The 26,305-nt window shown below is 59.7% G+C and carries 25 protein-coding genes; 14 read left to right on the top strand and 11 right to left on the bottom strand.

Annotated elements, in window-relative coordinates; translation table 11 throughout:
* Positions 1-3 precede the first annotated feature (3 nt).
* Together TM1040_RS07175 and TM1040_RS07170 are read right to left on the bottom strand one after the other, a co-directional pair.
* Complete coding sequence (locus tag TM1040_RS07175; protein ID WP_011537920.1) at positions 4-2,958, bottom strand: helicase-related protein; 2,955 nt, start codon at positions 2,956-2,958, stop codon at positions 4-6.
* Between the two features lie 85 nt (positions 2,959-3,043).
* Positions 3,044-3,628, bottom strand: coding sequence for a tetratricopeptide repeat protein (locus TM1040_RS07170; RefSeq protein WP_011537919.1), 585 nt, complete (start codon positions 3,626-3,628; stop codon positions 3,044-3,046).
* Between the two features lie 100 nt (positions 3,629-3,728).
* On the opposite strand from TM1040_RS07170, the gene TM1040_RS07165 reads away from it, so the two are divergent.
* The 5 genes from TM1040_RS07165 to TM1040_RS07145 all read left to right on the top strand — a co-directional run bounded on the left by TM1040_RS07165 (position 3,729) and on the right by TM1040_RS07145 (position 8,812).
* Positions 3,729-4,016 carry an SCP2 sterol-binding domain-containing protein gene (locus tag TM1040_RS07165; protein ID WP_044026672.1) on the top strand — a complete coding sequence of 96 codons (288 nt, stop codon included), beginning with the start codon at positions 3,729-3,731 and terminating at the stop codon, positions 4,014-4,016.
* 20 nt (positions 4,017-4,036) lie between these two features.
* The gene (locus TM1040_RS07160; RefSeq protein ID WP_011537917.1) at positions 4,037-4,984 is read left to right on the top strand and encodes an alpha/beta hydrolase; all 948 of its coding nucleotides are present in this window, start codon (positions 4,037-4,039) and stop codon (positions 4,982-4,984) included.
* A gap of 192 nt (positions 4,985-5,176) precedes the next feature.
* Positions 5,177-6,997, top strand: coding sequence for a M3 family oligoendopeptidase (locus TM1040_RS07155; protein WP_011537916.1), 1,821 nt, complete (start codon positions 5,177-5,179; stop codon positions 6,995-6,997).
* A gap of 177 nt (positions 6,998-7,174) precedes the next feature.
* Positions 7,175-8,308 (top strand): calcium-binding protein, encoded by a 1,134-nt coding sequence (locus TM1040_RS19725; protein WP_166485527.1) that lies wholly within the window; start codon positions 7,175-7,177, stop codon positions 8,306-8,308.
* Complete coding sequence (locus TM1040_RS07145) at positions 8,309-8,812, top strand: GNAT family N-acetyltransferase (RefSeq protein ID WP_011537914.1); 504 nt, start codon at positions 8,309-8,311, stop codon at positions 8,810-8,812.
* Between the two features lie 3 nt (positions 8,813-8,815).
* On the opposite strand, the gene TM1040_RS07140 is transcribed toward TM1040_RS07145, so the two are convergent.
* Complete coding sequence (locus TM1040_RS07140; protein WP_011537913.1) at positions 8,816-9,085, bottom strand: DksA/TraR family C4-type zinc finger protein; 270 nt, start codon at positions 9,083-9,085, stop codon at positions 8,816-8,818.
* Positions 9,086-9,217: 132 nt separating this feature from the next.
* Positions 9,218-10,207, bottom strand: a complete 990-nt coding sequence (locus tag TM1040_RS07135; RefSeq protein WP_011537912.1) for a Gfo/Idh/MocA family protein — start codon at positions 10,205-10,207, stop codon at positions 9,218-9,220.
* A 166-nt stretch (positions 10,208-10,373) separates the two neighbouring features.
* On the opposite strand from TM1040_RS07135, the gene TM1040_RS07130 reads away from it, so the two are divergent.
* Positions 10,374-11,546 (top strand): dipeptidase, encoded by a 1,173-nt coding sequence (locus TM1040_RS07130; protein WP_011537911.1) that lies wholly within the window; start codon positions 10,374-10,376, stop codon positions 11,544-11,546.
* Positions 11,547-12,030: 484 nt separating this feature from the next.
* On the opposite strand, the gene rpoH is transcribed toward TM1040_RS07130, so the two are convergent.
* A complete protein-coding gene (gene rpoH, locus TM1040_RS07125; RefSeq protein ID WP_011537910.1) occupies positions 12,031-12,930 on the bottom strand; it encodes an RNA polymerase sigma factor RpoH in 900 nt (299 codons plus the stop codon).
* A gap of 346 nt (positions 12,931-13,276) precedes the next feature.
* Entirely contained in the window at positions 13,277-14,215 is a 939-nt protein-coding gene (pcaQ, locus tag TM1040_RS07120) for a pca operon transcription factor PcaQ (RefSeq protein ID WP_011537909.1), read from the bottom strand.
* An 81-nt stretch (positions 14,216-14,296) separates the two neighbouring features.
* Here pcaQ and pobA point away from each other — a divergent pair, with 81 nt between their 5' ends.
* From pobA to TM1040_RS07085, 7 genes are read left to right on the top strand one after another with little or no spacing between them, the layout of a single operon-like run.
* Positions 14,297-15,466, top strand: coding sequence for a 4-hydroxybenzoate 3-monooxygenase (pobA, locus tag TM1040_RS07115; RefSeq protein WP_011537908.1), 1,170 nt, complete (start codon positions 14,297-14,299; stop codon positions 15,464-15,466).
* On the top strand, positions 15,466-16,254 hold the full coding sequence (gene pcaD, locus TM1040_RS07110; protein WP_011537907.1) for a 3-oxoadipate enol-lactonase: 789 nt from the start codon (positions 15,466-15,468) through the stop codon (positions 16,252-16,254). Before pobA ends, pcaD begins: the two co-directional genes overlap by 1 nt.
* Positions 16,247-16,651, top strand: coding sequence for a 4-carboxymuconolactone decarboxylase (pcaC, locus tag TM1040_RS07105; protein WP_011537906.1), 405 nt, complete (start codon positions 16,247-16,249; stop codon positions 16,649-16,651). Before pcaD ends, pcaC begins: the two co-directional genes overlap by 8 nt.
* Positions 16,648-17,370 carry a protocatechuate 3,4-dioxygenase subunit beta gene (gene pcaH, locus TM1040_RS07100; RefSeq protein ID WP_011537905.1) on the top strand — a complete coding sequence of 241 codons (723 nt, stop codon included), beginning with the start codon at positions 16,648-16,650 and terminating at the stop codon, positions 17,368-17,370. The genes pcaC and pcaH overlap by 4 nt, the downstream gene beginning before the upstream one ends.
* Positions 17,371-17,372: 2 nt before the next feature.
* Entirely contained in the window at positions 17,373-17,990 is a 618-nt protein-coding gene (gene pcaG / locus TM1040_RS07095) for a protocatechuate 3,4-dioxygenase subunit alpha (RefSeq protein WP_011537904.1), read from the top strand.
* Positions 17,991-17,999: 9 nt separating this feature from the next.
* The gene (locus tag TM1040_RS07090; RefSeq protein WP_011537903.1) at positions 18,000-18,833 is read left to right on the top strand and encodes a 3-keto-5-aminohexanoate cleavage protein; all 834 of its coding nucleotides are present in this window, start codon (positions 18,000-18,002) and stop codon (positions 18,831-18,833) included.
* Positions 18,834-18,872: 39 nt separating this feature from the next.
* Positions 18,873-19,946 (top strand): 3-carboxy-cis,cis-muconate cycloisomerase, encoded by a 1,074-nt coding sequence (locus TM1040_RS07085; RefSeq protein WP_011537902.1) that lies wholly within the window; start codon positions 18,873-18,875, stop codon positions 19,944-19,946.
* A 411-nt stretch (positions 19,947-20,357) separates the two neighbouring features.
* Here the strand turns inward: TM1040_RS07085 and TM1040_RS07080 are convergent, their stop codons facing one another.
* Genes TM1040_RS07080 through ectA form a run of 4 tightly spaced genes read right to left on the bottom strand, consistent with a single transcriptional unit; the run spans position 20,358 to position 24,122 of the window.
* Positions 20,358-21,794: an aspartate kinase gene (locus TM1040_RS07080; protein WP_011537901.1), complete on the bottom strand. Its 1,437-nt coding sequence runs from the start codon at positions 21,792-21,794 to the stop codon at positions 20,358-20,360.
* 25 nt (positions 21,795-21,819) lie between these two features.
* Positions 21,820-22,212 carry an ectoine synthase gene (locus TM1040_RS07075; RefSeq protein ID WP_005620964.1) on the bottom strand — a complete coding sequence of 131 codons (393 nt, stop codon included), beginning with the start codon at positions 22,210-22,212 and terminating at the stop codon, positions 21,820-21,822.
* Positions 22,213-22,236: 24 nt separating this feature from the next.
* The gene (gene ectB, locus TM1040_RS07070) at positions 22,237-23,523 is read right to left on the bottom strand and encodes a diaminobutyrate--2-oxoglutarate transaminase (protein WP_011537900.1); all 1,287 of its coding nucleotides are present in this window, start codon (positions 23,521-23,523) and stop codon (positions 22,237-22,239) included.
* 47 nt (positions 23,524-23,570) lie between these two features.
* Positions 23,571-24,122 carry a diaminobutyrate acetyltransferase gene (gene ectA, locus TM1040_RS07065; protein WP_011537899.1) on the bottom strand — a complete coding sequence of 184 codons (552 nt, stop codon included), beginning with the start codon at positions 24,120-24,122 and terminating at the stop codon, positions 23,571-23,573.
* Positions 24,123-24,349: 227 nt separating this feature from the next.
* Between ectA and TM1040_RS07060 the strand changes: the two genes are divergently transcribed.
* The gene (locus tag TM1040_RS07060) at positions 24,350-24,853 is read left to right on the top strand and encodes a MarR family winged helix-turn-helix transcriptional regulator (protein WP_011537898.1); all 504 of its coding nucleotides are present in this window, start codon (positions 24,350-24,352) and stop codon (positions 24,851-24,853) included.
* Positions 24,854-24,865: 12 nt separating this feature from the next.
* Here the strand turns inward: TM1040_RS07060 and TM1040_RS07055 are convergent, their stop codons facing one another.
* Positions 24,866-25,876, bottom strand: coding sequence for a hypothetical protein (locus tag TM1040_RS07055; RefSeq protein ID WP_011537897.1), 1,011 nt, complete (start codon positions 25,874-25,876; stop codon positions 24,866-24,868).
* Between the last annotated feature and the right edge of the window lie 429 nt (positions 25,877-26,305).

The raw sequence follows: 26,305 nt of genomic DNA, 5'->3' as shown, positions 1-26,305 counted from the left end.
GGTTCAATCGCCCTGCTTCAGCCCCATGAGAGCTGCGGCAAAGGGATTGTCGGGGTCGATCTGCTTTTCTTTCTTCGGAGGACGCGCAGAGTAGGTCTTGCTCCCCTTGTCGCCGCCGCGATCCGGGCGGCCGCCCTTTTTACCACCGGGCTTGCCCTGAGGCTTGCCACCGCGCGGCTTGCCACGTCCGGCACCATCGGCCTTGGGCCCCCGGCCTTCGCCGCGACGCTGGCCACGGCCTGCGTTGCCCTGACGCGTGTTGCGGCCCCATGTGAAGGTGTAGAACACCTCGATCTCGGGCTCTTCAACGGTTGCGTCCGCTGCAGCACCGACAGCGGTCTCCGCCTCAGCAGTCTCTGCAATCGGCTCGTCCGCAGAGCTCTCGGCGGGCCCGGCTGCCACTGGCGCGACACCCTCGTCCACGATCTCCGAGGTGCCTGCGAGCACATCCGCGGCTGCCTCATCGGGCGTGGTCTCAGCAGGTGCTGCGGCCGGGGTGTTCTCAGCGTCGGCAGCTGCATCCATCACAGGCTGATCCGCTGCAGGCGTTCCGCCTTCGGTCACAACTGCGTCGACCGCCTTGACCTTGGCGCGTTCGCCTTTCTCTGCACGATAGCCGAGGCCCTGCATCAGGTCGGCGAACTGCTCAAGCGTCATGCCGGTGATCGACAGCATGTCGGGTTTGGCTTCAAAGCCTCCGCGGCTGTCCTCATTTCGCAGCAGATCGGCCAGGCGTTCCAGCATATCGATGCGAATCATCCGTTGACCCGCCGCACGATAGCCGGCCATCGTGTCATAGCCCTCAGGCGCTTCGGGCATGGACGGCACAGTCACCAGTCCCGGAGGCGGTGCCTCGGGGAATTCCTGCAGGCCGTTCGCCAGCGACCACAACAACAGACGCAGACGCGTCGGAGCGGGCTTCAGCAGGGCGGGCATAAAGATCGTGAACTGGCCAAAGCGGATGCCATGTTTGCGCAGCGCGCCACGCGCATCCTGATCCAGGTCCTTGACTTCCTGCGCCACGCCCGCGCGCGGAAGAATGCCCAGCGCTTCGACCATGCGGAACGCAAACCCACGGGCAAGCCCGGTGAGGGCTTCGTCCTTTTGCAGGGCGATAAGGGGCTCAAAAAGGGCCTGAACCTTGCGCGAGATGAAATGCTGCAGGCGGCGCTCGACCTTCTGGGCCACATCCGGGCCTGCGGTCTCATCGACAAAAACCTCGATCTGCGGGGACAGCGCATCGGCACCGGCAACCAGTTTGCCAACCGCATGCTCACCCCACATCAGGCCACCCTGATCGGTGAAATCAATTTCAGTATCGGGGGCGTTGTAGAACCGGTCCGCGCGCAGGTGGTACTGCGGCGCCAGCGCTTGCAAGGACGCAGACTTCAGTGCCTTTGCTTCAGCGCCTTGCGCGGTTTTGTCCGGTGAGAACCGGAAGCCTTCAAGCTTACCGACGAATTCGCCTTCGACGGTCACTTCACCCTTGTCATTTACTTCGGCCAAAAGGGCCTCCTTCTGTTTGAGCCGCCGCAACAAAACGGATGTGCGCCGGTCCACAAATCGTTGCGTCAGACGCGCGTGCAAAGCGTCGGACAACCTGTCTTCTACAGTGCGGGTCTCTTCCCGCCAATGACTTTCGTCACGCAACCAGCCGTTTCGCTGCGCAACATAGGTCCATGTGCGAATAAACGCCAAGCGTTTCGACAATGTGTCAATATCGCCTTCGGTTCGATCAATACGACGAATTTGCCGCGCAAACCAATCATCCGGGACCACACCACCTTGGTGCAGGTAGCCGTATATGCCACTCAGGAGCGAAGCGTGCTCGGCATGGCTGATGCCCCGAAAGTCCGGAATTCGGCAGACATCCCACAACAGGCGCACAGACGCCGCATCCGTGGCGCGATCCCGAATGGCGCCGTCCTGGGCCAGCGATTTCAGCACCATCAGATCATCGGCCTCGCGCGCCTTCAGCAGAACCTCATGGTTCGGGCTGGCCTCAAGCGAATGGATCAGGGCGTCGATCGAGCCAAAACGTAGATCGGCAGAGCGCCAGTTCAGCTTTTGCAGCGGCGTAAAGCGGTGGTCCATGATCGCCTGCGCCACGCCCTCCTCGAGCGGGCGTGCATCGCCAGTGACACCAAAGCTGCCATGGCTCATCCCGCGCCCCGCGCGTCCGGCGATCTGTGCCAGCTCATTGGGGGCTAGCGGGCGCATCCGGCGGCCGTCGAATTTGGAGGTCGCCGAGAAGGCGACGTGATCGACGTCGAGATTGAGCCCCATGCCAATCGCGTCCGTGGCCACGAGATAATCCACCTCGCCATTTTGGTAGAGCGCGACCTGCGCGTTGCGAGTTCTTGGCGACAGGGCTCCCATTACCACCGCAGCACCGCCTTTTTGACGGCGGATCAGCTCTGCAATGGCATAGACGCTGTCGACGCTGAAGCCCACGATGGCGGTGCGTGGCGGCATGCGGGAGATCTTCTTGGAACCGGCATAGACCAGTTCTGACATTCGCTCGCGACGGACAAATTCAACGCCCGGCACCAGCGCGGCGATTGGCCCGCGCATGGTATCAGCCCCCAGAAACAGCGTCTCTTTCATCCCACGCGACCGCAACAGGCGGTCCGTAAACACATGACCGCGTTCCGGGTCGGCACAGAGCTGGATTTCGTCGATCGCAAGGAAATCGCAGCCCATACCTTCTGGCATGGCTTCAACGGTGCAGATCCAATACTGCGCCCGGGGCGGGACAATACGCTCTTCGCCGGTGACCAGCGCAACCACCGACGGGCCGCGCAGCTTGACGATCTTGTCATAGACCTCACGCGCAAGCAGACGCAGCGGAAACCCCATGACCCCGGTTCGATAGCCGAGCATACGATCAATCGCGTAGTGGGTCTTGCCTGTGTTGGTTGGGCCGAGGACGGCCACAACCCGGGATGCAGTCGTCATTGCATCAGTCTCCACGCGCATTGATCTGTCCACCAGGGGACCGATCCGGACATAAATTCAGGGATCGTTGTCATGGCGGGCTGTCTTAGAGAGCCTGCCCCTCCACCTTAGTGGAAAGCCGATCCAGAGCCTTGGTTACTTCCTCGTGATGCGGATGTATAGCCTCGGCTCGCTCATAGGCGGCATAGGCGCGCTCCGGATCGCCAAAGAACTCAAACACCTGCCCGAGGCCGAAGATGGCGTTGAAGTCATTGGGGTTCAAGGCCAAGGCCCGCTCGAGATCAGCAACAGCGGGACCAAAGAGTTCCGCGTTAAAGAAGGCGCGCGCCCGCTCTGACCAGCCCTCGGCAAACTCCGGCGCATGGTCGGTGAGGGCTGTGAAATGCTCGATGGCGGCTTGCCAATCCTGCCGCGCCATGGCCTCACGCCCCCGGCGCAACAGAAGGTCCATCGCCGCCGAGCCGCTCTTGCTCCACTCGGCCTGCAACTCGCGGGCTATCCGTGCGGCGTCTGCCGGGTCCGCGGCGCGCAAACGCTCCAACAGGTCGGCCTCGGTTTGTGGTATGCGATGCGCGTCTTCCTGCGCCATCGAAATTGAAGGCAAACAAGGGATGACGCCAAGAGAGATTGCCGCCACGATAGCTTTGAGATTCGTCCGCGTTTTGCCCATAGTCCAAAGGGTAGCGGCACGGGGCGGAATTACCAGTGCCAGAACAAACGGCTTCACAGTTTTGTGCGAAGGCATGAAACACCACCAAGGAAAGACGACAATGAGCGACACACTGGAACAGGCAGCCGCCAAGCTGAACGAAAAAATGGATGGTGGCTTTGACAGCTCCGCCAAGTTCGAGATCACCGGCATGGGCGCCATCATTCTGGATGCCAATGGCGCACGCGTGGGCGACGAGGACGCAGATGTGACCATGACCGCCGACGCCGAAACCTTTGAAGAAATCCTGTCGGGCGAGTTGAACCCGACCGCAGCTTTCATGGGCGGCAAACTCACCATCGACGGCGATATGGGCGTTGCAATGCAGCTGGCGCAGGCACTGGCCTGACGACAATGAAGGATCAGCCAATGGCAGAAACCGCCCCCGCGCCCTATTTCAGCGAGATTGCGCGCGGCCCGGATCAGGTCGAGGCCCATTGGCTGACCACTCAGGATGGTCAGCGTATCCGCGCAGGCCTCTGGCGTAGCCACGGTCCTTCTGCGGGCACAATCCTGCTGTTTCCCGGTCGCACAGAATACATCGAGAAATATGGCCCACTGGCCATTGACCTGACGGATCGGGGTTTTGACGTCCTGACCGTGGACTGGCGCGGACAGGGGCTTGCGGATCGCAGCCTGAGCGATGGCCGCCTCGGGCATGTTGCAGAATTTGGCGCGTTCCAGCTCGACGTGGCGGCGCTGGTGGCGCATGCCGAGGCCCTCAACTTGCCACGCCCGTGGTATCTGCTGGGACATTCCATGGGCGGCGCCATCGGCCTGCGGGCTCTCCACGAGGGTCTGCCAGTTGCGGCCTGCGCCTTCACTGCCCCGATGTGGGCGATCCGCATTCCCTTTGCGCTGCGACCGGCTGCCCGGCTTTTGGCGCGGTTTGGGACGGCGCTGGGTGTGAGCGAGAAGCTGGTGCCCACAACCACCATCGAACAATACGTCCAGGTCACACCCTTTGAGGGCAACACGCTGACAAATGACCCGGAAATGTACGCTTTCTTGCAGATGCAGATGACCCAGCACCCCGAATTGGCCCTCGGGGGGCCGACGGTACAATGGTTGTCTCAGGCCATGCTGGAGTGCGCAGATCTGCGCGCGCGCCCCTCACCCGATGTGCCTTGCGTGACCTTTCTGGGGGAAAACGAACAGATCGTCGCCACAGAGGCCATTCATGATCGCATGGCACGCTGGCCATCAGGCAAGCTCGAGATGATCCCGGACGCCCAGCACGAAATCCTGATGGAAATCCCTCAGACACGCAGGCAGACCTGCGCCATCCTGACGGCGCACTTCAAAAAACACGTCTAGGCCCGGTACAATCACAGAGATCCGCGCGGGCTGGCCGCAGCTTGGTCGCACGATGTTTCTCCGCTCGTCGCTGGCTCTGTGCTTGTGCCTCGCGCTTGCCCGACCTAAGTGTTTGAAGAACAGATCCACGGGAGCGCGCGCCGCTTTTTGCTGCGCGCCTGCGCCCAAATTCAGACATCAGACGGAGGTCACATGTTCCAACTCCCTTTCCCTGTGCGCGATGCCAATGCCTCTTCCGGAGCCGGTGATCTTGGCAAATTGCCGGAGTGGGATCTGAGCGATCTCTACGCAGGCGAAGACGCTGCGGAACTTTCCCGCGATCTGGACTGGCTGCAGGGTGAATGCGCTGCCTTTGCCGCCGACTACGAGGGCAAGCTTGCAGAGCTCGACGCCGAGGGGCTTCTGACCTGCGTCCATCGCAACGAAAAAATCAACAATATCGCCGGGCGCATCATGTCCTATGCGGGCCTGCGCTATTACCAGCTGACAACCGACGCGGACCGCGCCAAATTCCTCTCTGACGTGCAGGAGAAAGTCACGGTCTTCACCACGCCGCTGGTGTTCTTCACGCTGGAAATCAACCGCATCGAGGATGCCAAACTCGACGCGCTCTTTGAGGCAAACGCCGATCTGGCGCGCTACAAACCCGTTTTTGACCGGATCCGCGCGATGAAGCCCTATCAGCTCTCGGATGAGCTGGAGCGTTTTATGCACGACCTCGGGATTGTGGGCGATGCCTGGGAAAAGCTCTTTGACGAGACCATCGCAGGGCTGACCTTTGAGATCGAGGGCGAAGAGCTCGGCATCGAGGCGACGCTCAACTTCCTGACCGAGCAGGACCGCAGCAAGCGCGAAGCCGCAGCGCGCGAACTTGCCCGCGTCTTTGCCGACAACATCAAGATCTTTGCCCGCGTTCACAACACGCAGGCCAAAGAGAAAGAGATCATTGACCGCTGGCGCGGCATGCCGAGCCCGCAGATGGGCCGGCACCTCTCGAACGATGTCGAGCCCGAAGTGGTCGAAGCTCTGCGCGAGGCCGTAGTGGCCGCCTACCCCAAGCTTTCGCACCGCTACTATGAGCTCAAACGCAAATGGCTCGGTCTCGATCGCATGCAGGTCTGGGATCGCAACGCGCCTCTGCCGATGGAAACCACCCGCGTGGTGGACTGGGAGGAGGCCCGCGCAACCGTGATGGAGGCCTATGAGGCCTTTGATCCACGCATGGGCGAGCTGGCGCAGCCGTTTTTCGACAAGGGCTGGATCGACGCAGGCGTCAAACCCGGCAAAGCCCCCGGTGCATTTGCTCATCCAACAGTGACCAATGTCCATCCGTATGTGATGCTGAACTACCTGGGCAAACCGCGTGACGTGATGACGCTGGCGCATGAACTTGGCCACGGTGTTCATCAGGTTCTTGCCGCAGATCAGGGCGAGATGCTCTCTTCGACACCCCTGACCCTTGCGGAAACCGCATCGGTCTTTGGCGAGATGCTCACTTTCCGCAAGATGCTCGAAAAGGCCCAGACCAAAGAAGAGCGCAAGGTGCTCTTGGCAGGCAAGGTCGAGGACATGATCAACACGGTCGTGCGCCAGATCGCCTTTTATGACTTTGAGTGCAAACTACACGCCGCACGCGCCGAAGGTGAGCTTACGCCCGAAGACATCAACGCCCTCTGGATGAGTGTGCAAGCGGAGTCCCTGGGCGAGTCCTTTGACTTCATGGAAGGGTATGAGACCTTCTGGGCCTATATTCCGCACTTCGTCCACTCGCCCTTCTACGTCTATGCCTATGCATTTGGCGATGGCCTCGTGAACGCGCTTTACTCGGTCTATGCCGAAGGGGCCGAGGGATTTGAGGACAAGTATTTCGACATGCTCAAGGCTGGCGGGTCCAAACATCACAAAGAGCTTTTGGCACCATTTGGTCTTGATGCCTCTGACCCCAAGTTCTGGGACAAAGGCCTGTCGATGATCTCTGGCCTGATTGACGAGCTTGAGGCAATGGAAGCTTGATCCGGAGTTAGGCTTCTCGGTAATTTGAAATGGCTCCCATTTGGGAGCCATTTTTACATCAGGAACGATTTTCTCATGGCGATTTTAACTTCAAGCGACTCAATTGACGCGATCTTATTTCCAAGCACCTTCATTTCCGGTGGATACATTTTCCCAACGCCTGTCTACAGATATGATGTGACTGACAGCTACATTTCCTACACGCTTGACCAAACGCGCGGCTCGACCGGCTATTACAACATAAACCCAACTGTTCGGATATTTGGGGACAATCTCAGTGTCGACTCGTCTGGGCGTGCGTCAGGCACGATCACCGCGATGGAGTTTCGCTCTTCTAATCGGGGCGAGATCGCACGCATTGAGCAGATCAGCATCAATGCATCCGATTTCACGGACATCATTTTCGCACGGATCTCCGGAGACAATACGTCAAGCACACAATTCGAGACCCTGCTGGCAGAGGCTTTGGACGTTCTTGAATTTGGCAATCGCAACCAAGACATCTCTGACAGAGGCATGTTGCAGTATTTGAGCTTCATCGACCTGCAGGGAGGAAACGACGAATTCCATCTCGCGCGCCCCAAAACTGACGGGACACGCACAATTGACGGCGGCGCGGGTCAGGACACGCTCCATCTTGATGACTTCGGCGTGCCCGACTCGTTTGTCGTGAACTTAAAGACAGGCCAGATCATCACCGACTCAACTTCGGTGAATATCACTGGCTTTGAGATCATTGACGGCAACCCCTTCGTCGATCGCTATATTGGTTCCAACAGCGGTGATCACATCAGAGCAGCTGGTCGCGCCGATCAGATCAACGGGTTCGGGGGGCGCGACACCCTCTCTGGAGGATGGGGGGATGACAGGATCACGGGTGGCCGAGGCAAAGACAGACTTCATGGCGACGAAGGCAACGACTTTCTGCGCGGGGACGCGGGCGCAGATCTTCTTGTTGGTGGCGCAGGGCGGGATCGCCTCGTCGGCCGCGCCGGGCAGGACACGCTCATCGCAGATGACGGGCGGGACCGCCTCATCGGCGGAGCGGGTTCGGACCTCTTCGTGTTCAATCTCAGCGGCTCTGGAAGCAAGATCCGCGACTTTGACATCTCTGAGGGAGATCACATCCGACTCGACACAGACGGGAGTTACGCCTTTGACACCGATAGTCTGAAACTGACGCGCTCTGGCTTTCGGATAAACACAATCGACTCAGACTCGAATGTCGAGACGCTTCGGGTCGTGCTGAATGATGACGCGAGACATGACCTCAGCCTCGACGCGCTGTGGGACGTCCTGACATTTGGCTGAATGACCTCTCCCCGTCCGCAAAACACGGCTTCACCATCGCTCCTGCCGCTTTCGCGTTCGGACCATGATCTGGTCCGAGATATTGCCGTCGCGCCCGAACAAGTGGTCTATTGTGGCACAATCGCCATGGCCTTCGCCTCTGATGAGGCTGGCGTGGATTTCTATGCCATCCAGCAGGCAGGACGATTTGTCGGCTTTTTCAAGATCGACGTGAAATACCCCCGAACCTACAATTTCGCGCGCCAGGGCGATCTCGGTCTCAGGGCCTTTATGATCGATCATCGCGTGCAAGGCAGTGGCATCGGCAGCGGAGCCTTGCGCGTGCTGCCATCGCTGTTGCGCCGAACCTACCCAAAGGCTCAGGCGCTGGTCTTGACGGTGAACATGCGCAACCACGCAGCGCTGCGCACCTACCTGAACTGCGGCTTCAGGGACACCGGCGACATCCACGACGGCGGGATCGCTGGGCCGCAACATGTGATGCGCTTGCCGCTCTTTGACTGAGGCTCACTTGAGCTGGCTGTCTTTGCTGCCGCGACGATTGATGCCGCCGCGCTGACGCTGCACACCGTCGCGCTCCTCTTGGCAGTCGATACAGAGTTTCACACCGGGGATGGCCAAGCGCCGTGCCTCGGGGATTTCCTCTTCGCAATCAGCACAATGGGTCAGGCTTTCACCCGCTGGCGCACGGCGTGCATTCATACGTGCCAGTTCGTCCGAGATCGAAGCCTCGATCTGTTCGCTTACCGCGCCGTCTTTTGCCCATCCCCCAGCCATGCATTGCTCCTGTCACACTCAGCTCGAAGGAAGATGCTACGCCCGCCATGGGCAGGGTTGCAAGCGCGCTCGCTTTCGACCCCATGCCGTCAAGGCGCACGGCCTGATGCCCCTGCCCCCCGCTATCGACCTTCAGAGCGTGGTGGCGCAGGCAAAAATCTGATCCAGCGCGCGTTGCGTCCCGCGCGAGAACTCTAGCGGGCAGGCATAGGGCGTGCCATCGCGCACACTCTTTCCGAAGGCCTCAACCTGCAGCTTATAGTGATCGGCAATGGGGAAGCGTTCCTCGATGACGCGTCCCGATCCCGCCGCATGGGAGGCCTGGTGCAACTCCAGCCGTGCCTCCCCAAAGACCCGCGGATTAAAGGGCGCTGTGAGGCGCAATACACCTTTGTCGCCGTGAAACACCATCTCCTGAAAGGGCTGCAAACGGGTGCTGACATAGGCCGTATAAAGAAAGCTCGGGAACCGCGCCTGCACATTAGAGAGCACATCCACCCCGTTTTCCCATTCAATCTGCGCACTGATGTCCTGCGGCTCCTCACCGGTGACAAAGCGTGCCGATCCCAAGACATAGACTCCAATGTCGCGCAGGGCGCCGCCCCCTGTTTCCGGACGATTGCGGATGTTGTCGACGTCTCTGCGATTGTCAAAAGAGAACTTCCCCGAGACATGCTTCACCTGCCCCAGCGCACCGGTATGCACAAGTTCGCGCGCGCGCTGCCATTGCGGGTGGTGCACGATCATATAGGCTTCGGCTGCAAGAACACCCGCCGCATCCCGCGCCGCAATCAACTGGTCGAACTCCTCCTCGCGTAGCGTCGCGGGTTTTTCGACCAGCACATGTTTGCCCGCCTGCATTGCCTTCAGCGCCCACTCCACATGGAGATGGTTTGGAAGCGGGATGTAAACCGCATCGATCAACGGGTCGGCGAGCAACGCCTCATAGCTTTCATGCACTGCTATTCCGGGTGCAAAGGATTGAAATGGCGCAGCTTTGTCCGCGCTTGAGGTGGCCAGAGCGGCAAGTTCAGCACCGTTTGCAGCGTGAATGGCTGGCCCCATATGCTCGCGCGCGAATTTCGCGGCTCCCAGAATGCCCCAACGAATAGGTTGTGTCATGTGCCAATCTCCCCTGACCTCGGCGCGAATGTTTGCGCTCACACTAGCTAGAGAATGTCACCACCGCAAACATCTCGATGCCGTGGCGCGAGGCGCGAGACAAGAGGGTTGCGTTTGTGCTGTTGCACCGTAGCCTGCCTACAAACCAAATGTCAGGATCTCCTCCATGCCAGCCTTTGCAAGATGGATCAAACGCCTCGTGGGTCTCGCCATATGTGCGATTATGGCGTTTTTTATCTTCGCTCCGGCGGCTCTCGACCGCCAGCGCAACCCCGTTGCAGAGCATGACTCTTATCCGATCAGCGACGCAGCACGTGACCTGCACCAAAGCCTCATCATCGGCGATCTGCACGCAGACCCGCTGCTGTGGAAACGTGACCTGACCAAGCGCAACGCGCGCGGCCATGTGGACATCCCCCGGCTGATCGAGGGCAATGTCACCTTGCAGGTCTTCACCGCTGTGACCAAATCCCCCGCCGGGCAGAACTATGACCATAATGATGCGGATGCGCGGGACAACATCACGCTGCTTGCGATCGGTCAGCTTTGGCCCCTTCCCACCTGGACGTCGCTCTATGAACGCGCCCTGCATCAAGCCGAGAAGTTGCACCGGTTCCAGGAACGCTCCGAAGGGCGGCTGCGTATCATTCGTACTGAGGCCGATCTCGACATTCTGCTGGAGCGCAAACGCGCAGGTCACGAAGTCGTCGGTGGGCTTTTGGGCATCGAGGGCGCACACCCGCTGGAGGGCGACATCAGTAAACTGCAAGGCCTAGAGGAGGCCGGATACCGCCTGATCGCGCTGCAGCATTTCTTTGACAATGCGCTTGGGGGTTCGTTGCATGGCGCAGGCGATCTGGGTCTCTCGGCGTTTGGGCGCGACGTGGTTTCGGAGTCGGTTGATCGCGGCTTGATCCTGGATCTTGCACATTCCAGCCCGCAGGTGGTGCGGGATGTCATTGCGATGACCGATGTCCCGTTGGTTCTGTCGCACACCGGCATCCACAAGGCCTGCCCCGTAAAGCGAAACCTACCGGACGCCCTGATGCGCGACATCGCCGCTACGGGCGGGGTGATCGGAATTGGCTACTGGGCAGATGCCGTGTGTGATGCCTCCCCCAGTGGGATCGCCCGTGCCATTCACAGCGCCATCGAGGTGGTTGGAGAAAACCACGTTGCCCTTGGTTCAGACTTTGACGGCTCTGTTGCGACGACTTTCGACAGCTCCGAACTTGCTGCGCTAACCCAGGCCATGCTCGATGAGGGGCTGAGCGAGACCCAAATCCGCAAAGTCGCCGGGGAGAACATGTTGCGCGTCCTGCGCGCACGCCTCGACTGAGTGCAAAGCATGCCTTTGGCAGAGCGCCTTTGCACGGGCGCAACCAGAAACCCGACAACAATAGTCAACTATTTGATTTGGTTGAGTTTTTTATTGACCTCATCAAAAGCAGCGGCTATTTAGACACCAACTGCAGCACGCCAGACGATCCGGCAGCAAGCAGCCCGCCATCCAGCAAGGCACCCATGGGATTTCCCCTCGGTCCCCAGCCAGATCGCTAGCCACGCCAGCCTCCAGATCATCCAGCCAGCCAAACGCAGTCCGCTTTGCTAGCCATGCCTTTGCGCCAGCCATGCAGCCGCCCCCCTGGCGCCGCCCCAACTATCTGCCAGCAGGCTCGACACTGGAGCCTCGACAAAGGTTTGCACCGCGCCTTCATCAATGGTCCGCACAAACAAAAAAGGGGCCGCCGAGATGGGCGACCCCTTCGAATGTCCGCGCCGAGGGAGATTGGCGCATCAATGGACATCTCTGAGACAGAAGATCAGAGCTTCGACTGCAGCATCCCCTTGCCAGCCGCGAGCTCGCGCATTTTCTTCTGTAGCTTTTCAAAGGCGCGCACTTCGATTTGGCGAATGCGCTCCCGGCTCACATCATATTGGACACTCAGCTCTTCAAGCGTCTTGGCCTGCTCGGCCAGACGACGCTGGGTCAAAATGTCTTTCTCGCGATCGTTGAGGACGCTCATGGCCTCGGCGAGAAGCTCCCGGCGCGCTTGCAGCTCGTCACGGGCCTCGTAATCTCCCGCCTGATCGGCGTCCTCATCCTCGAGCCAATCCTGCCACTGCATGGTGCTGTCACCGTCGCTGCCCACCATGGCATTGAGCGACGCATCGCCGCCCGACATACGTCGGTTCATGGAGATCACCTCATCCTCGGTCACGCCAAGATCTGTGGCGATCTTCTTCACCACTTCGGGCCGCAGATCTCCATCCTCAAGTGCACCGATCCGGGCCTTGGCTTTGCGCAGATTGAAAAACAGCTTCTTCTGCGCAGATGTGGTCCCAAGCTTCACCAGCGACCAGGACCGCAGGATATACTCCTGAATGGAGGCGCGGATCCACCACATCGCATAGGTTGCCAGACGGAAGCCTTTTTCCGGATCGAACCGCTTTACCGCCTGCATCAGACCAACATTAGCTTCAGAAATGACTTCTGCCTGAGGCAACCCGTAACCCCGGTATCCCATGGCAATTTTTGCTGCCAGTCGCAGATGCGATGTTACCATCTTGTGCGCGGCTTCGGTGTCCTGCTCTTCGACCCATCTCTTGGCCAGCATGTATTCCTCTTCCGGCTCCAGAAGCGGGAACTTGCGAATTTCCTGCAGATACCGATTGAGTCCGCCTTCGGGAGACGGGGCGGGAAGGTTTGCATAATTTGCCATCGGAACTGTCCCTTTCGAATACAGAAGGACCTCAATCTCAGCCCATGTGCGTGTCATGAGCGCAGTTTTCAAGCGCGCCTTGCCCAGTGTTATACAAACACTCTGGCCTGTCCTCTGTGAATTGCGTCACAAAAGATCATGAAAAACCAAAAAAACACAGTAACCGATTGAAATATATGAATAAGCATATCCCTGTTTGTCGAAACCAACCTGCATTCACAGATCGTCACGGCTGCGCGAGCATCGATTTCCGGCCGGAGACGCATCAAAACAACAGGGCTTCGTCATCTTCTTTGCAAACACCCCGCGGCGAGGGGCAACGCCCAGCCCTACCCCGGGCGAGCGTTCAACTCGCATCATATCCCAAGACTTCAATCGCCTCATGGAGCGCTTTGACAAACAAGCTCTCGAGGGGGCTCGGGTCCGCATCCTGACGCTGCATCAATCCTACCGGACCTTTGGTAAGCGAGGTATCAAAAGGCAGGCGTATCAACCGCCCGTCCGAGAGTTCATTGCGCACAACCCCATGAGAGATCATCCAGATCGCGTCGGTGTCGCGGGCATGCACCCGCGCAAACGCGCCTGATACAGTCTCGATCCGATTGGGCGGCTCCGAAAGGCCATGACTGATCAACCAGCGCTCCACCTGCGGTCGGATTGCTGCGCTCACTGGCGGGAAAATCACAGGCCAACGCGACAGATCGTCAAGTTCTGGCGCCGCGAGGCACGGGTGGCCGGGGCGCACGACGCAGACGACTTCTTCGGTATAAACCTGCGTGAAAGACACGCCCTGCATACTGGCCGGATCTCCAAGCCGCCCGATGACCATGCTGACCGCGCCCCCGCGCAGAAGGTCAATCAGTGCCCCATGCGGCCCATCCGAGAGATGCAAAACAGCACCCGGCGCAAGGCGCTGAAATCCCTCGGCCACCCTGGGCAGCAGCCCCGCCGCAACGCTGGGAAGGGCCCCGATCGTCACTGTCTGCTGCAGCGCCCCGCCACGGGTGCGCTCGAGGCTTTCGAGCCCATGGTCCAACGCGGCAAGGCTCATTCGCGCAAAATGCGCAAAGACTTCGCCTGCCTCCGTCAGCTCGACACCAGCCCGACTGCGCAACAACAAGGTGCTGCCCAGAATGTCTTCGAGTTCCTTGAGCGTGCGGGAGATGGCGGGCTGCGTGAGATAGAGCCGCTCTGCTGCACCCTTCAGGCTGCCACAGGACACCACCTCAAGCAAGCACTGCATATGTCGGATTTTGACCTGACGCGCGTGCTGATAGTTTACCATATTGGTATTCATACCTGCCAATAACTCATTTTTGAATAATGAAATTGCATGATAGCCTTTGCTCCATTGGAGGAGACGATCATGCGCACACAGGTTGTAATTGTTGGTGGCGGCCCATCAGGAATGCTGCTGGGACAGCTTTTGCACCTCAATGGCATCGACACCATCGTCCTGGAACGACGGACCAAGGAGCATGTGCTCAGCCGCATTCGCGCCGGCATCCTCGAGCAGGGCTTGGTTGAGCTGATGCATAAAGCAGGCGTCGGTGCGCGGCTCGAGCGCGAGAGCTTTCGCCATCACGGGACATTGATTTCACACAATGACGAGATGTTCGGCATAAATTTTGAGCGCCTGATCGGTAAATCGGTGACGCTATATGGCCAAACCGAGGTGACCCGCGATCTCTATGAGGCGCGCGAAAGCGTTGGCGCGACCACGTTTTTTGACGTCGAAGATGCCACAATCCACGATGCTGACACCGAGAGCCCCTATGTCACCTTTCAAAAGGACGGCAAAGAGACTCGCATCGATTGCGATTTCATCGCGGGCTGCGACGGGTTTCATGGTGTCAGCCGACGCACGATCCCGGCCTCTGTCCGCACGGAATACGAAAAAGTCTATCCCTTTGGCTGGCTCGGCATCCTGTCCGAAACCCCGCCCGTCAATGAGGAGTTGATCTACGCCAATTCAGAGGACGGGTTCGCGCTCTGTTCGATGCGCAACGCCAATCTCAGCCGCTATTACGTTCAATGCTCTCTGGGCGATGACGTGGGCGATTGGACAGATACCCGGTTCTGGGACACCCTGCGCCGCCGCCTGCCGAGCGAGGTCGCAGAGGCCCTGGTCACAGGCCCCTCGATCGAGAAGTCCATCGCACCGCTGCGCTCGTTTGTGAGCGAGCCAATGCGCTGGGGGCGGCTGTTCCTCTGCGGCGATGCGGCTCATATCGTGCCGCCAACCGGGGCGAAGGGTCTGAATACTGCCGCCTCGGACGTGCATTACCTCTACACGGGATTGATCCAGTATTATGAGGACAAAGACAGCGAAGGGATCGATCGCTACTCCGAAAAAGCCCTCGCCCGTGTTTGGAAGGCGGAGCGGTTCAGCTGGTGGATGACGTCCTTGCTGCATCGGTTCCCCGACCAAGGTCCGTTTGACGTAAAGATGCAGGCGGCAGAACTGGCGTTCCTGCGCGACAACAAGGACGCGCAACGCGTGCTTGCCACCAACTATGTCGGGCTGCCTTACTGATGCGGGTAGCACGCCTGCAAAACGCCATGCTGCATTGGCGAGAGGACGGCAGCCCGGATGGCCCGGCAGTGGTCTTTGCCAACTCGCTTGGGACCGATCTGCGGCTATGGGATGCCGTGATCGCGCGCTTACCACAAAATCTGCGCCTGATCCGCTACGACAAGCGGGGGCACGGCCTGAGTTCCTGCCCTGAGGGGCCTTATTCCATCGACGATCTGGCAGAGGATGCGCTCGAACTCCTGGACTACGCAGGCGTTTCGAGTTGCGTGTTTGTGGGGCTGTCGATTGGCGGCATGATCGGCCAGACCCTCGCAGCCCGCGCTCCGGATCGGATCTCGGCGTTGGTTCTGTCCAACACTGCCGCTAAGATGGGTGAGAGGCAGATGTGGCTGGACCGCATCCAAGCCATCGAGTCGGGCGGGATTGCCGCGCTTTCGGATGCGGTCATGGCGCGCTGGTTCGCCCCCGCATTCCTCGAGACGGACGCCCATATCCTCTGGCGGCACATGCTGGAGCGCACCCCCGAAGCAGGCTACATCGCCAGTTGTCATGCAATCGCAAACGCTGATCTGCACGCGCTGACACAAACCCTGCACCAGCCAACCCTCGGCATCGCTGGCCGTTACGATGGGGCGAGCCCACCCGCCCTCGTTGAAGCAACCATCGACCTGATAGAAAACGCGCGTTTTAATGTGATCGAGGACAGCGGCCATCTGCCCTGTGTCGAAGCCCCGGACGCTTATGCAGGCATGCTGACGGATTTCATAAAGGAGCTGGGCCATGTCTGATTGCCCTTCGAATGACCGCTACGGCGCCGGAATGGCGGTCCGTCGCAAGATTTTGGGCGACGCCCATGTGGACCGTGCCGAAGCTGCCAAAACCGCATTTGATGAGCCATTTCAAACACTGATCACTGAAACCGCCTGGGGCAACGTCTGGGCCAGCGATGGAGTCTCGGACCGCGAACGCTCCATGCTGACACTCGCACTGTTGGCAGCGCTTGGGAACTTTGACGAGATCCCCATGCATATCCGCGCCACGGCCCGAACCGGCGCCAGCAAGACCGACGTGCTTGAGGCCTTTCAGCATGTCGCGGTCTATGCAGGGGTGCCACGCGCAAATCATGCGCTGAAACTGGCCAAGGAAACCTATGCCGAAATGGACCGGGAGGACCAACAGTCATGAGCAACGGATATGTAAATCGCGACCGACGCTGGCATCCCCCCAGCATCACGCCCGATTATAAAACCTCCGTCGCGCGCGGGCCGCGCCATGCGCCCTTGTCCTTTCCCACCACTTTGGTCGAGGAAACCGGGCCTGTCTTTGGCCACGAGATCCTGGGCCCGCGCGACAACGACCTGATCCTCAATTTTGCCAAGGACGGCGGCATGGCGATCGGCCCGCGTATCATTGTGCACGGGCAGCTGCGCGATGAATTTGGCCGTGGCGTTCCCGGCGCGCTGATCGAGGTCTGGCAGGCCAATGCAGGCGGTCGCTACCGCCACAAGAAGGAAAGCTATCTTGCGCCGCTCGATCCCAATTTTGGTGGCTGCGGGCGCTGCATCACGGACGCAGAGGGGTTTTACGAGTTCCGCACCATCATGCCAGGCCCCTACCCCTGGCCCAATACCATGAACGACTGGCGCCCCGCGCATATCCATTTCTCGATCTTTGGCGCGAGCTTTGCCCAGCGCCTCATCACCCAGATGTATTTCGAGGGAGATCCGCTCATTTGGCGCTGCCCAATCGTGGATACGATCCCCACGCGCGAAGCGATTGAAAGCCTCGTGGCGCCCCTTGATATGGCGCGCACCGTGCCGATGGACGCGCGTGCCTATAAATTCGACATCACCCTGCGCGGCCGCCGCCAGACCCTGTTTGAAAATCGCATGGAGGGGCTTTGATCATGGTACAACCTCTGACGCACCTCAAGGAATCCCCGTCTCAGACGGCTGGCCCCTATGTACATATTGGCTGTACACCGAATTTTGCTGACATCGCCGGGGTCTATCCCGAGGACCTCGGTCAAAAGATGATCCTCGGCGATGTCAAAGGTCAGCGCATCCGCATCACCGGCCATGTCATCGATGGCACCGGCACGCCCCTGCGCGACGCGCTTGTCGAGATCTGGCAGCCGGATGCGGCCGGTCTGTTCAATGCCCCAAGCGAGACACGCGGCGCGGCAGATCCGAATTTCACCGGCTTTGGGCGCTGCCCGTCTGACATGACCACCGGCGCCTTCGCCTTTGACACAGTAAAGCCCGGCGCGGTGCCCTTTGTGGACGGGCGCATGCAGGCCCCGCATGTGACCTTCTGGATCGTCGCGCGCGGCATCAACCTCGGCCTGCACACGCGGATGTATTTCCCCGACGAAGCAGACGCAAACGTCGCCGACCCGATCCTCACGCGCATCGAACATCAGACCCGTGTCAAAACCCTCATTGCCGAGGCACAGGGCGACGGGCAGTATCACTTTGACATCCGCCTCCAGGGGCACAATGAAACCGTCTTTTTCGACATCTGAGGCCCGATCATGAGCACCCCCTGCATCCTCTGCGTCGCCATCACCGGGTCCTTGCCGACCAAGGACAACAATCCGGCGGTGCCGATCACCATCTCCGAGCAGATCGAGAGCACCCATGAAGCCTTTGAGGCCGGCGCAACGATCTGCCACGCGCATGTCAGGAATGACGATCAAACGCCCTCTTCGGACCCGGAGAAATTCGAACGTCTCAAGGAAGGGCTGGAAAAACACTGCCCCGGCATGATCATCCAGTTCTCCACGGGGGGGCGGTCGGGTGCAGGCAAGGCGCGTGGGGGCATGTTGCCGCTTGCGCCCGACATGGCTTCGCTCTCGGTTGGGTCGAACAATTTCCCGACCCGCGTCTATGAGAATCCACCTGACCTCGTGGACTGGCTGGCGGGCGAGATGCGCACGCATCAGGTGACACCCGAAGTGGAAGCCTTTGACCTCAGCCATATCCTGAATGCGATTGCGCTACACAAGAGCGGTGCGCTTTACGGCAAACTCTATGTGCAGTTTGTTATGGGCGTGAAAAACGCCATGCCCGCCGACAAGGAGGTCTTCGACTTCTATGTTGATCTGGTCAAACGCCGCGCGCCCGATGCAAACTGGTGTGCCGCAGGGATTGGCGCAAACCAATTGGTCGTCAACGAATGGGCCATCGCCGCCGGGGGCCATACGCGCGCCGGGCTTGAAGACAACGTGCGCCTCGACCGCAATACGCTGGCCCCTTCTAACGCGGCACTGATCCGGCGCGCTGCCGAACTCTGCGAAAAATATGAGCGCCCCGTCGCCACCTGGCAACAGGCCAGAGAGATCCTTGACGTGCCATTGCGGGCCTGATCTGCTGTTCTGACTCCGCTTCGAAGGACCGTGCCACCTGTGAATCCGCTGACCTCATCGAACCCCTATTTTGCAGGCCTTTTTGCCGACCAGGAAATCACGGCCTTGTTTGAAGGGGCGGCCACGGCAGACGCGTTCTTGGCGTATGAGATGGCCCTGACCCGTGCCGCCGCAGAGGTTGGGCAGATCGACATCGGTCTGGCGCAGCGTGCGCTGGCGGCCATGGTAGATTTCACCCCCGATGTTGCGGAGCTTCAGAGCGATCTCTCAGCCGACGGCATGGCGGTGCCCGGATATGTGCGTCAACTCAAGGCCCATGTCGGCGCCGAATGTGTCGCCGCCGTGCATCCGGGGGCTACCAGTCAGGACTTGATAGACACTGCACAGGCCTTGGCTCTTCGCGCCGCAAACGAAATTTATATCTCGCGCCTCACCACGCTGATCGACGCGCTGCGCGATCTGGAAGAAACCCATGGCGATAATCGCCTGATGGGGCGCACCCGGATGCAGGCGGCGCTGCCGATCTCCGCCGGACATCGGATCTCAAGCTGGATCTCACCGCTCGTGCGTCATACCTCCCGGCTGGAGATACTGCGCCCCGAGGTAGAAGCCCTGCAATTTGGTGGCCCGGTTGGCGACGGGCAGCGCAGCCAGCCCCATGCCGCCGCCATGGCCGACCACATGGGAAAGGCACTGGGGCTCCGCGCGCCTGAACGCTGCTGGCACACGGAGCGCGACTCATTGGTCACATATGCCGGATGGCTTTCTGCGCTTACCGGCAGTCTGGGCAAATTCGGCCAAGACGTGTGTTTGATGGTGCAACAGGGTGTGGATGCGCTCGCGCAGGCCGGAGGCGGCAGCAGTTCTGCCATGGCGCACAAGCAAAACCCGGTTACCGCAGAGATGCTGGTGACGCTCTCACGCTACAACGCCGGACAGGTTGCCCTGATGCATCAGGCCTCCGTGCATGAACAGGAGCGCTCGGGCGCCATGTGGACGCTTGAGTGGATGGTTCTGCCGGCAATGATGACCTGCACCGGAGCCGCACTCCGCCTCGCAACCCGGCAGGTGCAGGCAATCACGCGCATCGGCGAGCCTCCCACCACGCGTTGACCCGCGCGGTCCGTCTTCACTTCTCGCACAGAGCCGATTTTTACGCTCGAAAACCAGCGACTCTGCTCTTGGCCTGCCCCTGCCGTACCCGATTCACTCAACATATAGCTGCGGCACTGCTGTTTATACAGGCAGGCATCTGGGAGAGGCCCAAATCTGAGGTTGCAATTCCTATGAATATTCCCCTTATGGCTGCACGTTCGTTAAGAGTGCCCCTGCAACCGTTCTTTAAGTGCCGGGGATGTTACCCGGGGGCATAGGGAGATCCTCTCCCTATGCCCCAACCCATTGAATATAAAACGATATGACAAACCTTCCCAGCCACATGTAGCCGCAACGCACAAAGGGGCACCCGCAGGCGCCCCTTCTTTGGTGATGCATCATCCCTGTCAGACGACGGCTGTGTTTAGGTCAGGCTGCCGCTTTGATCGGCTTCTCCTGTTTTGCGGGTCTGCCCTCGACCAGAACCTTGTGCAAAGCACTGATCACAGGTTTCAGATCTTCGCGTTCCACGATGAACTGTACGTCCACGTTGCGCGGCCCCTGAGAGGCGCCCAGACTTGCGAGACCCACGTCCGCAATGGCCTGCAAGCCACGGGTGAGAACCGACAACCCCTTGAGATCGCGCCCAATTGCGGACGCCATCGACAGGAGCCGCGCGGAAATATCCGCGTTGGGGTAGATCTTTGCGAGATCTTTCTCCACCCGTTTCAAAACCGTCAAGGAAGTGTCGAGATAATGCGTGATGGTATTCGCATTCGAGGTCTTGGAGACGATGCGCACATCGTGGCGTGTCAGCACCTCAAGAATGGCAGCATCATAGCCTTTCACCCCGACCATATCCTGCTCAAAGAGCTCAAGCGCGATGATGTCGAGACCCGTAATCATCTCCACTGCAGGCTGATCGGCCGGCTTGTCGTCGATGAGCGTGCCTGGATCTTCGGGTTCAAACGCATTGGTAACCCGCAGCGGCACATCGGCCTGACGTAGAGTCTTGGCCGCCTTGGGGTGGATGGCCTCCATGCCCATGTTCGACATCTGATCTGCAACATCATAGTTGGTGTGGCCGAGCTTCTGCGCCACGCCCTCACCCACCAGCTTCGGATCGGCCGAGGAGAGGTGGAATTCCTTGTGGATGATCGCCTCGCTGGCCCCGGTCAGGGCTGCCAGACAGGAAAACGTCACCTCGGAATAACCGCGATCAAACTCGCGCATCAGGCCTTCGGCGCATTGTGCATAGCCTGTGACAATCGGCATTTCCGTTGCCGGATCGACGTCATTTAGAGCGCTCGAGATGCGTTCCTCTAGCGTCACGTCACCTTCGTCGCGCCAGCCCGAGAGGTCCACAAAACGTGCATTCACGCCCGCGCGCTGCAACAAAAGTGCGGTCACATAGGCGGAATGCGCCTCGCCCAGCCCCGACAGCAGCTCCCGGATTTGCAGCATGTGCTCTGCCAGGCGGAAGTGCCCGTAGCTGCACAGGCGCTGAAGATCGATCAGACAGTTGCGCGCGCCTTCGATGCGCTCGGAGACAAAGGCGTCAGCCTGCGCCACATCGCCCGCGTTCTCCAGAACCGCCTCATGAGCCTTGCGCATCTCGTCGCCCACGCGACTCAGCGCCTCGTGCCAGCCATGATCGGATTCGGCGTCTGCGAACCGGGCATAGACGCCCGGCTCACCTGTTTTCTTGTGTTCAAGCAGCAGGTTGGTGATGCCACCAAACGCCGAGACCACAAACACACGGCCATAGAGATCATCCGGTTTGCGACCCCCAGTAAAGAGCGTGCCGACCAGCTCGTTCACGCGGGACATGGATGTCCCGCCAATTTTTTCAACAGTATGTGTCATACGTCACCTGTTTCTCGAGCCTGAATCAGGCCAGCTCCTCCGCCGGAGCATAGGAGCCATCTTCGCGATGGACCTCTGTGCCGGTCACTGGCGGGTTGAAACAGCACGCCATATGCAGCTCTTCTTCTGCCCGGAGGATGTGTTTGTCGTGCAGGTTCAGCGCATACATGACACCAGGCTTGATCTCATGGGTCTCGCCGGTGGCGATATCCGTGATCGAGCCCTTACCTTTCATGCAATAAACGCTCTCGAAGTGGTGTTTGTAGTGGAACTGATGTTCAGAACCCGCTTCCAGCACAGTGATGTGGAAGGAAAAGCCCATACCATCATCAGCGAGCAACATACGGGTGGATGTCCAGCGCGCATCAGAGACGGAGCGGTCAGTGTTTTTCAGTTCGTTGAAATCGCGTACGATCATTAGTCTTGGTCTCCGGTCTTCAGATTATTGCGCGGCAATTTTGGTTTTTGCAGCCACTTCGCGGGCCGCAGTGCTCAGGATGGCGAAGCCTTCGCAAAGCAGCTGCTCGGATGTGGTGAGCGGTGCGAGGATCTTGACCACCTCATCGTTGGGGCCAGAGGTCTCGACCACGAGACCCAGCTCGTAGGCACGGGCACAGATGTCCCCGGCCAGCTCGCCAGAGCCCACGTCGACACCTTGCATGAGGCCACGACCCTTGAGGTAGGCTCCTGGAATGTGGCTTGCCACTTCCTGCAGCGCGCTCGTCACCAGCTCCGACTTGCGGGCAAGCTCAGTCTGGAACGCATCATCGGCCCAGAATTTCTCGATCGCGACACGGGCGGTCACAAAGGCATGGGTGTTGCCACGGAAGGTCCCGTTGTGCTCGGCAGGGCCAAAGACGTCATGCTGCGGACGCACCAGAACCATCGCCATCGGCAGGCCAAAACCCGAGACCGATTTCGCCATGGTCACGACGTCAGGCTGAACGCCCATGTCTTCAAAAGAGAAGAACGTGCCTGTGCGACCACACCCGGACTGAATGTCGTCGATGATCAACAGCGCGCCGTGCTTATGGGCAATCTCTTGAACTTTCTTCACAAAACCAGCCGAAGCGGCGTTCAGACCGCCTTCGCCCTGCACCGGTTCCAGCATGATTGCAGCAGGCGCGTCGATCCCGCCCGACGGATCAGACAGCATCTTGTCCAGAAGCGCTGCACTGTCGACACCATCGACATAGGCATCATACGGCATGCGGGTCACACCCGCCTTGTCCATGCCTGCCCCACCGCGGTGATAGCCGTTACCAGTCGCGGCCAGCGCCCCCATGGTCACGCCATGAAACCCGTTGGTGAAGGAAATCACATTGGTCCGGCCGGTCACCTTGCGGGCGATCTTCATCGCTGCCTCAACAGCGTTCGCGCCCGTCGGGCCGGTAAACATGACCTTATGATCCATGCCACGGGGCGCCAAGATCAAATCGGTGAAGCTGTGCAGGAAGGCTTCCTTGGCTTCGGTATGAAAGTCGAGGCCATGGGTGATGCCGTCCTTCAGGATATGCGCAACCAGCGCATCCTTCATGTCGGGGTCATTGTGGCCGTAGTTGAGCGAGGAGCAGCCCGCCAGAAAGTCGATGTAGCGGGTGCCGTCTTCAGTAAACAGCTCGGAGCCGCGTGCGGTGTCAAACGACGCTGTGAAGGAGCGGCAGTAGGAGCGCGCATTACTTTCGCGGCGCGTATAGATAGACGTATCGGTTGCCATGTCTTTGGGCATGGGTAAATCCTTTTCGGATAAGGTAAATTCTGGATGAGGGGAGGAGTTTAGGCCGCGCGCTTGAGGATCTTTGCCTCATTGTCGAGCGTAATGGTCACCATGTGCTCGGTGTCATGCGCGCCGTCGAAATGGACCTCTCTCTCAAAATGCGGCGCATCGCTGAGCTCGCCGCCGATGTCGCGGGCGAAGCTGCGGAAGAGGCCCCAAGAAGCCGCATTGTCTTTGGTGATCGTTGTTTTCAGCACGGAGGCATCCCGGATGTCGTCACGCGCGATCAGCGCCTTCAACATCTTCTTGCCCAATCCCATGCCGCGCGCGGCTTCACCAACCGCGACCTGCCAGACGAAGAATGCATCCTCGCCCGGGATTATGTGGCCGGAAATCCAGCCGACGATGTCGCCATCAAGCTCCGCCACCACACAGGTGTCGCGGAAGTGATCCGCTTGGATCAAATTGGCATACATGGAGTTTCGATCGAGCGGCTCGCAGGCCCTGACCAGCTCCCAGATATCGGCCCCGTCCGTCGCATTTGGCTTGCGCAGGCGGGGCTGGCAAGTTCGGGGGCTATCAGTCTCAGTCTGCAGGATGTCTTTGGGCATCGCTCACCGTCTCCATTTTCGTTCGCCTCCCTAAATATAGTAGAGATGTAAAAACTTCAAGAACCTCAGCAATATTATTCCCCACACATTTAATATGTTGTTTTTATTTACTTATATTTCTTCGCACAACGAATGATACACTTTGCGACTTACTTCAACTTGAAGAAATATCACTCGAATACTTCGTGTATTGAAGGATTTTGTCATCCGTGACACCTTAGAGCGCTATGAGTGACCACCCACGAAACCGAACCGATGAAAGCCTGATCGCGCTCAGACGTATTCTGCGCGCGACCGAGCTTTACTCGCGCAATCTTGCGCAGGCCTCCGGCCTGACCCCCGCACAGCTGCGTGTGTTGCAATTGCTTGCGACCAACGGTGGCAGCGCCACACCAAAAGAGCTCGCGCAGACCATGGGCGTGGCGCAGGCAACGGTGACAGCGCTGGTGGACAAGATCGTTTCGCGTGGGATGGCGACACGGATGCGCTCCGAAGCGGATCGCCGGCAAACCAATGTGGTACTGGAGCCGTCCGGACGCGAGGCGGTCAAGGCGGCACCGGACGCCCTTCAACAGCGCTATGTGCGCGCCTTCGAGAAGCTGAGAGACTGGGAACAGGCGCAGCTTCTGGCCTCTCTGGAGCGCGTGGCCGCAATGCTTGATGCAGACGATATGGACGCAGCGCCCGTTCTCACGACGGGCGACATCAAGAGCGCGGATCGCCCGAGCTGACGCGAGACGTGATCAGCGCGCGCCACTCAGACGCAGATCGAGCCCCGCGAAATATCTAAGCCAGACGCGCGGATCGCTGCAAGTTGCGGCGCGCTCTTTTGCGCGCTCGGCGCGCTGGGTGGCCGCCTCAGGGTCTTCCACCACAGCACGCAAGGCACGCGTCATATCCGTGACCTCTTGTGGCGCGACCATGAGCGCCGTCTCGGCATCAACATAGTCAGCCACCCCAAGGGAATCGGTCACGACCAGCGGGATACCCAGCCTCTGCGCGCCCACCATCGTCACATGCCCATTGGGCGTGTGGTTGGATTTGAGCGCAATCGCCATCCCGCAAGACTGCTGCGCGATGGCCCAGGTCACCGGTGCAGGCAGATTGGTGAACACGCTCACATTGTCTGGGAACGCGATACCCGCGATACCGGCGGGACGCGCCACGATCGCAAGCCTGAGTTCCGGCGCTTGCGCCATCGCCTCTGCAAGGACGCGGTAGTCGCGCCCTTCCCCGCCGATGGCGCTGAAATACGGGCGATCAAATGGGCGCTCCATACCTTCTGCCACCTCGGGGGGCTCCATCGCCCATGGCAGATAAGTGAACCGCTCCGACGGTAGATCAAAGAGCTCCGCATAAAGGCCGATCTCATAACGCGAGAAAACCGTGAACTCTTCAATATTCCTCAGCACACGCCGCGAGAGCGCAAGACGGCGCCCGGTCGGCACCTGTGTGTAATTAAATGCAAAAGCGACATGCGGACGGGTGACACGAAGCCCGCGCGCCAATGCTGCCGTGGCCACCGTGACATTCGGCAGATGGGACACGAGAACCGCATCCGCTCTGCGGCGCGCCGCGCGCACCGCCTCAAGACAGGCGCGGTACCGCCCCAAGGCAGGGCGCGTGATCGCACGCTCCAAGGCGTTGCGCGCGAGACCATGGTGCATCTCCCAGCCCATCCGCGCCTCGGTGTCATATGGCTCCAGAAAACGCCAACTCCGGTCGGTGAGGTCGGAAATATTGATGTAGTGCATAGCCCATCCCGCTGGCCCATCCCGGCGTTCACTGCTGAAGCCCCGCCCTCTTGAGGTTGAGACTGCCCGACCACGCCCGCGAAAACAATGGCTCCATCAAGGCTGAAAGGTCGAATCAACGCCACCCCTCTGCCCTTGCCCAAAACCGATCACTTCCCCACCGAGGACAATCCGCGCCCGATGACGCGATTGTTCCTGTAATTTGGGTCGAATTTGAGCTAAATTCGGCTCAAGATTAACAGAATTTTGACATGATCGAGGATCGGCGAGAAGCTCACCTCATCAAATGAACAGTTTTGCACCAGCTGCGGAACGGGGGTGGGGACTCCTGTCGCAGGGCGACCAGTGGCGATGCAGGACGATCAGTCGGGTTGTGGGGAACCGTGTCAGCAATTGCGCTCAATGTAATTGCGGCAAGCTGCGGCTTGT

Source organism: Ruegeria sp. TM1040 (genome assembly GCF_000014065.1).
GTDB lineage: Bacteria > Pseudomonadota > Alphaproteobacteria > Rhodobacterales > Rhodobacteraceae > Epibacterium.
This window is presented reverse-complemented; position numbering and strand designations above follow the sequence as displayed.

Bases quoted from the DNA above. Each gene is read 5' to 3' on its own strand.
- TM1040_RS07175 (WP_011537920.1), bottom strand. From the start codon at position 2,958: ATGACGACTGCATCCCGGGTTGTGGCCGTCCTCGGCCCAACCAACACA.
- TM1040_RS07170 (WP_011537919.1), bottom strand. From the start codon at position 3,628: ATGGGCAAAACGCGGACGAATCTCAAAGCTATCGTGGCGGCAATCTCT.
- TM1040_RS07165 (WP_044026672.1), top strand. From the start codon at position 3,729: ATGAGCGACACACTGGAACAGGCAGCCGCCAAGCTGAACGAAAAAATG.
- TM1040_RS07160 (WP_011537917.1), top strand. From the start codon at position 4,037: ATGGCAGAAACCGCCCCCGCGCCCTATTTCAGCGAGATTGCGCGCGGC.
- TM1040_RS07155 (WP_011537916.1), top strand. From the start codon at position 5,177: ATGTTCCAACTCCCTTTCCCTGTGCGCGATGCCAATGCCTCTTCCGGA.
- TM1040_RS07145 (WP_011537914.1), top strand. From the start codon at position 8,309: ATGACCTCTCCCCGTCCGCAAAACACGGCTTCACCATCGCTCCTGCCG.
- TM1040_RS07140 (WP_011537913.1), bottom strand. From the start codon at position 9,085: ATGGCTGGGGGATGGGCAAAAGACGGCGCGGTAAGCGAACAGATCGAG.
- TM1040_RS07135 (WP_011537912.1), bottom strand. From the start codon at position 10,207: ATGACACAACCTATTCGTTGGGGCATTCTGGGAGCCGCGAAATTCGCG.
- TM1040_RS07130 (WP_011537911.1), top strand. From the start codon at position 10,374: ATGCCAGCCTTTGCAAGATGGATCAAACGCCTCGTGGGTCTCGCCATA.
- rpoH (WP_011537910.1), bottom strand. From the start codon at position 12,930: ATGGCAAATTATGCAAACCTTCCCGCCCCGTCTCCCGAAGGCGGACTC.
- pcaQ (WP_011537909.1), bottom strand. From the start codon at position 14,215: ATGGTAAACTATCAGCACGCGCGTCAGGTCAAAATCCGACATATGCAG.
- pobA (WP_011537908.1), top strand. From the start codon at position 14,297: ATGCGCACACAGGTTGTAATTGTTGGTGGCGGCCCATCAGGAATGCTG.
- pcaD (WP_011537907.1), top strand. From the start codon at position 15,466: ATGCGGGTAGCACGCCTGCAAAACGCCATGCTGCATTGGCGAGAGGAC.
- pcaC (WP_011537906.1), top strand. From the start codon at position 16,247: ATGTCTGATTGCCCTTCGAATGACCGCTACGGCGCCGGAATGGCGGTC.
- pcaH (WP_011537905.1), top strand. From the start codon at position 16,648: ATGAGCAACGGATATGTAAATCGCGACCGACGCTGGCATCCCCCCAGC.
- pcaG (WP_011537904.1), top strand. From the start codon at position 17,373: ATGGTACAACCTCTGACGCACCTCAAGGAATCCCCGTCTCAGACGGCT.
- TM1040_RS07090 (WP_011537903.1), top strand. From the start codon at position 18,000: ATGAGCACCCCCTGCATCCTCTGCGTCGCCATCACCGGGTCCTTGCCG.
- TM1040_RS07080 (WP_011537901.1), bottom strand. From the start codon at position 21,794: ATGACACATACTGTTGAAAAAATTGGCGGGACATCCATGTCCCGCGTG.
- TM1040_RS07075 (WP_005620964.1), bottom strand. From the start codon at position 22,212: ATGATCGTACGCGATTTCAACGAACTGAAAAACACTGACCGCTCCGTC.
- ectB (WP_011537900.1), bottom strand. From the start codon at position 23,523: ATGCCCAAAGACATGGCAACCGATACGTCTATCTATACGCGCCGCGAA.
- ectA (WP_011537899.1), bottom strand. From the start codon at position 24,122: ATGCCCAAAGACATCCTGCAGACTGAGACTGATAGCCCCCGAACTTGC.
- TM1040_RS07060 (WP_011537898.1), top strand. From the start codon at position 24,350: ATGAGTGACCACCCACGAAACCGAACCGATGAAAGCCTGATCGCGCTC.
- TM1040_RS07055 (WP_011537897.1), bottom strand. From the start codon at position 25,876: ATGCACTACATCAATATTTCCGACCTCACCGACCGGAGTTGGCGTTTT.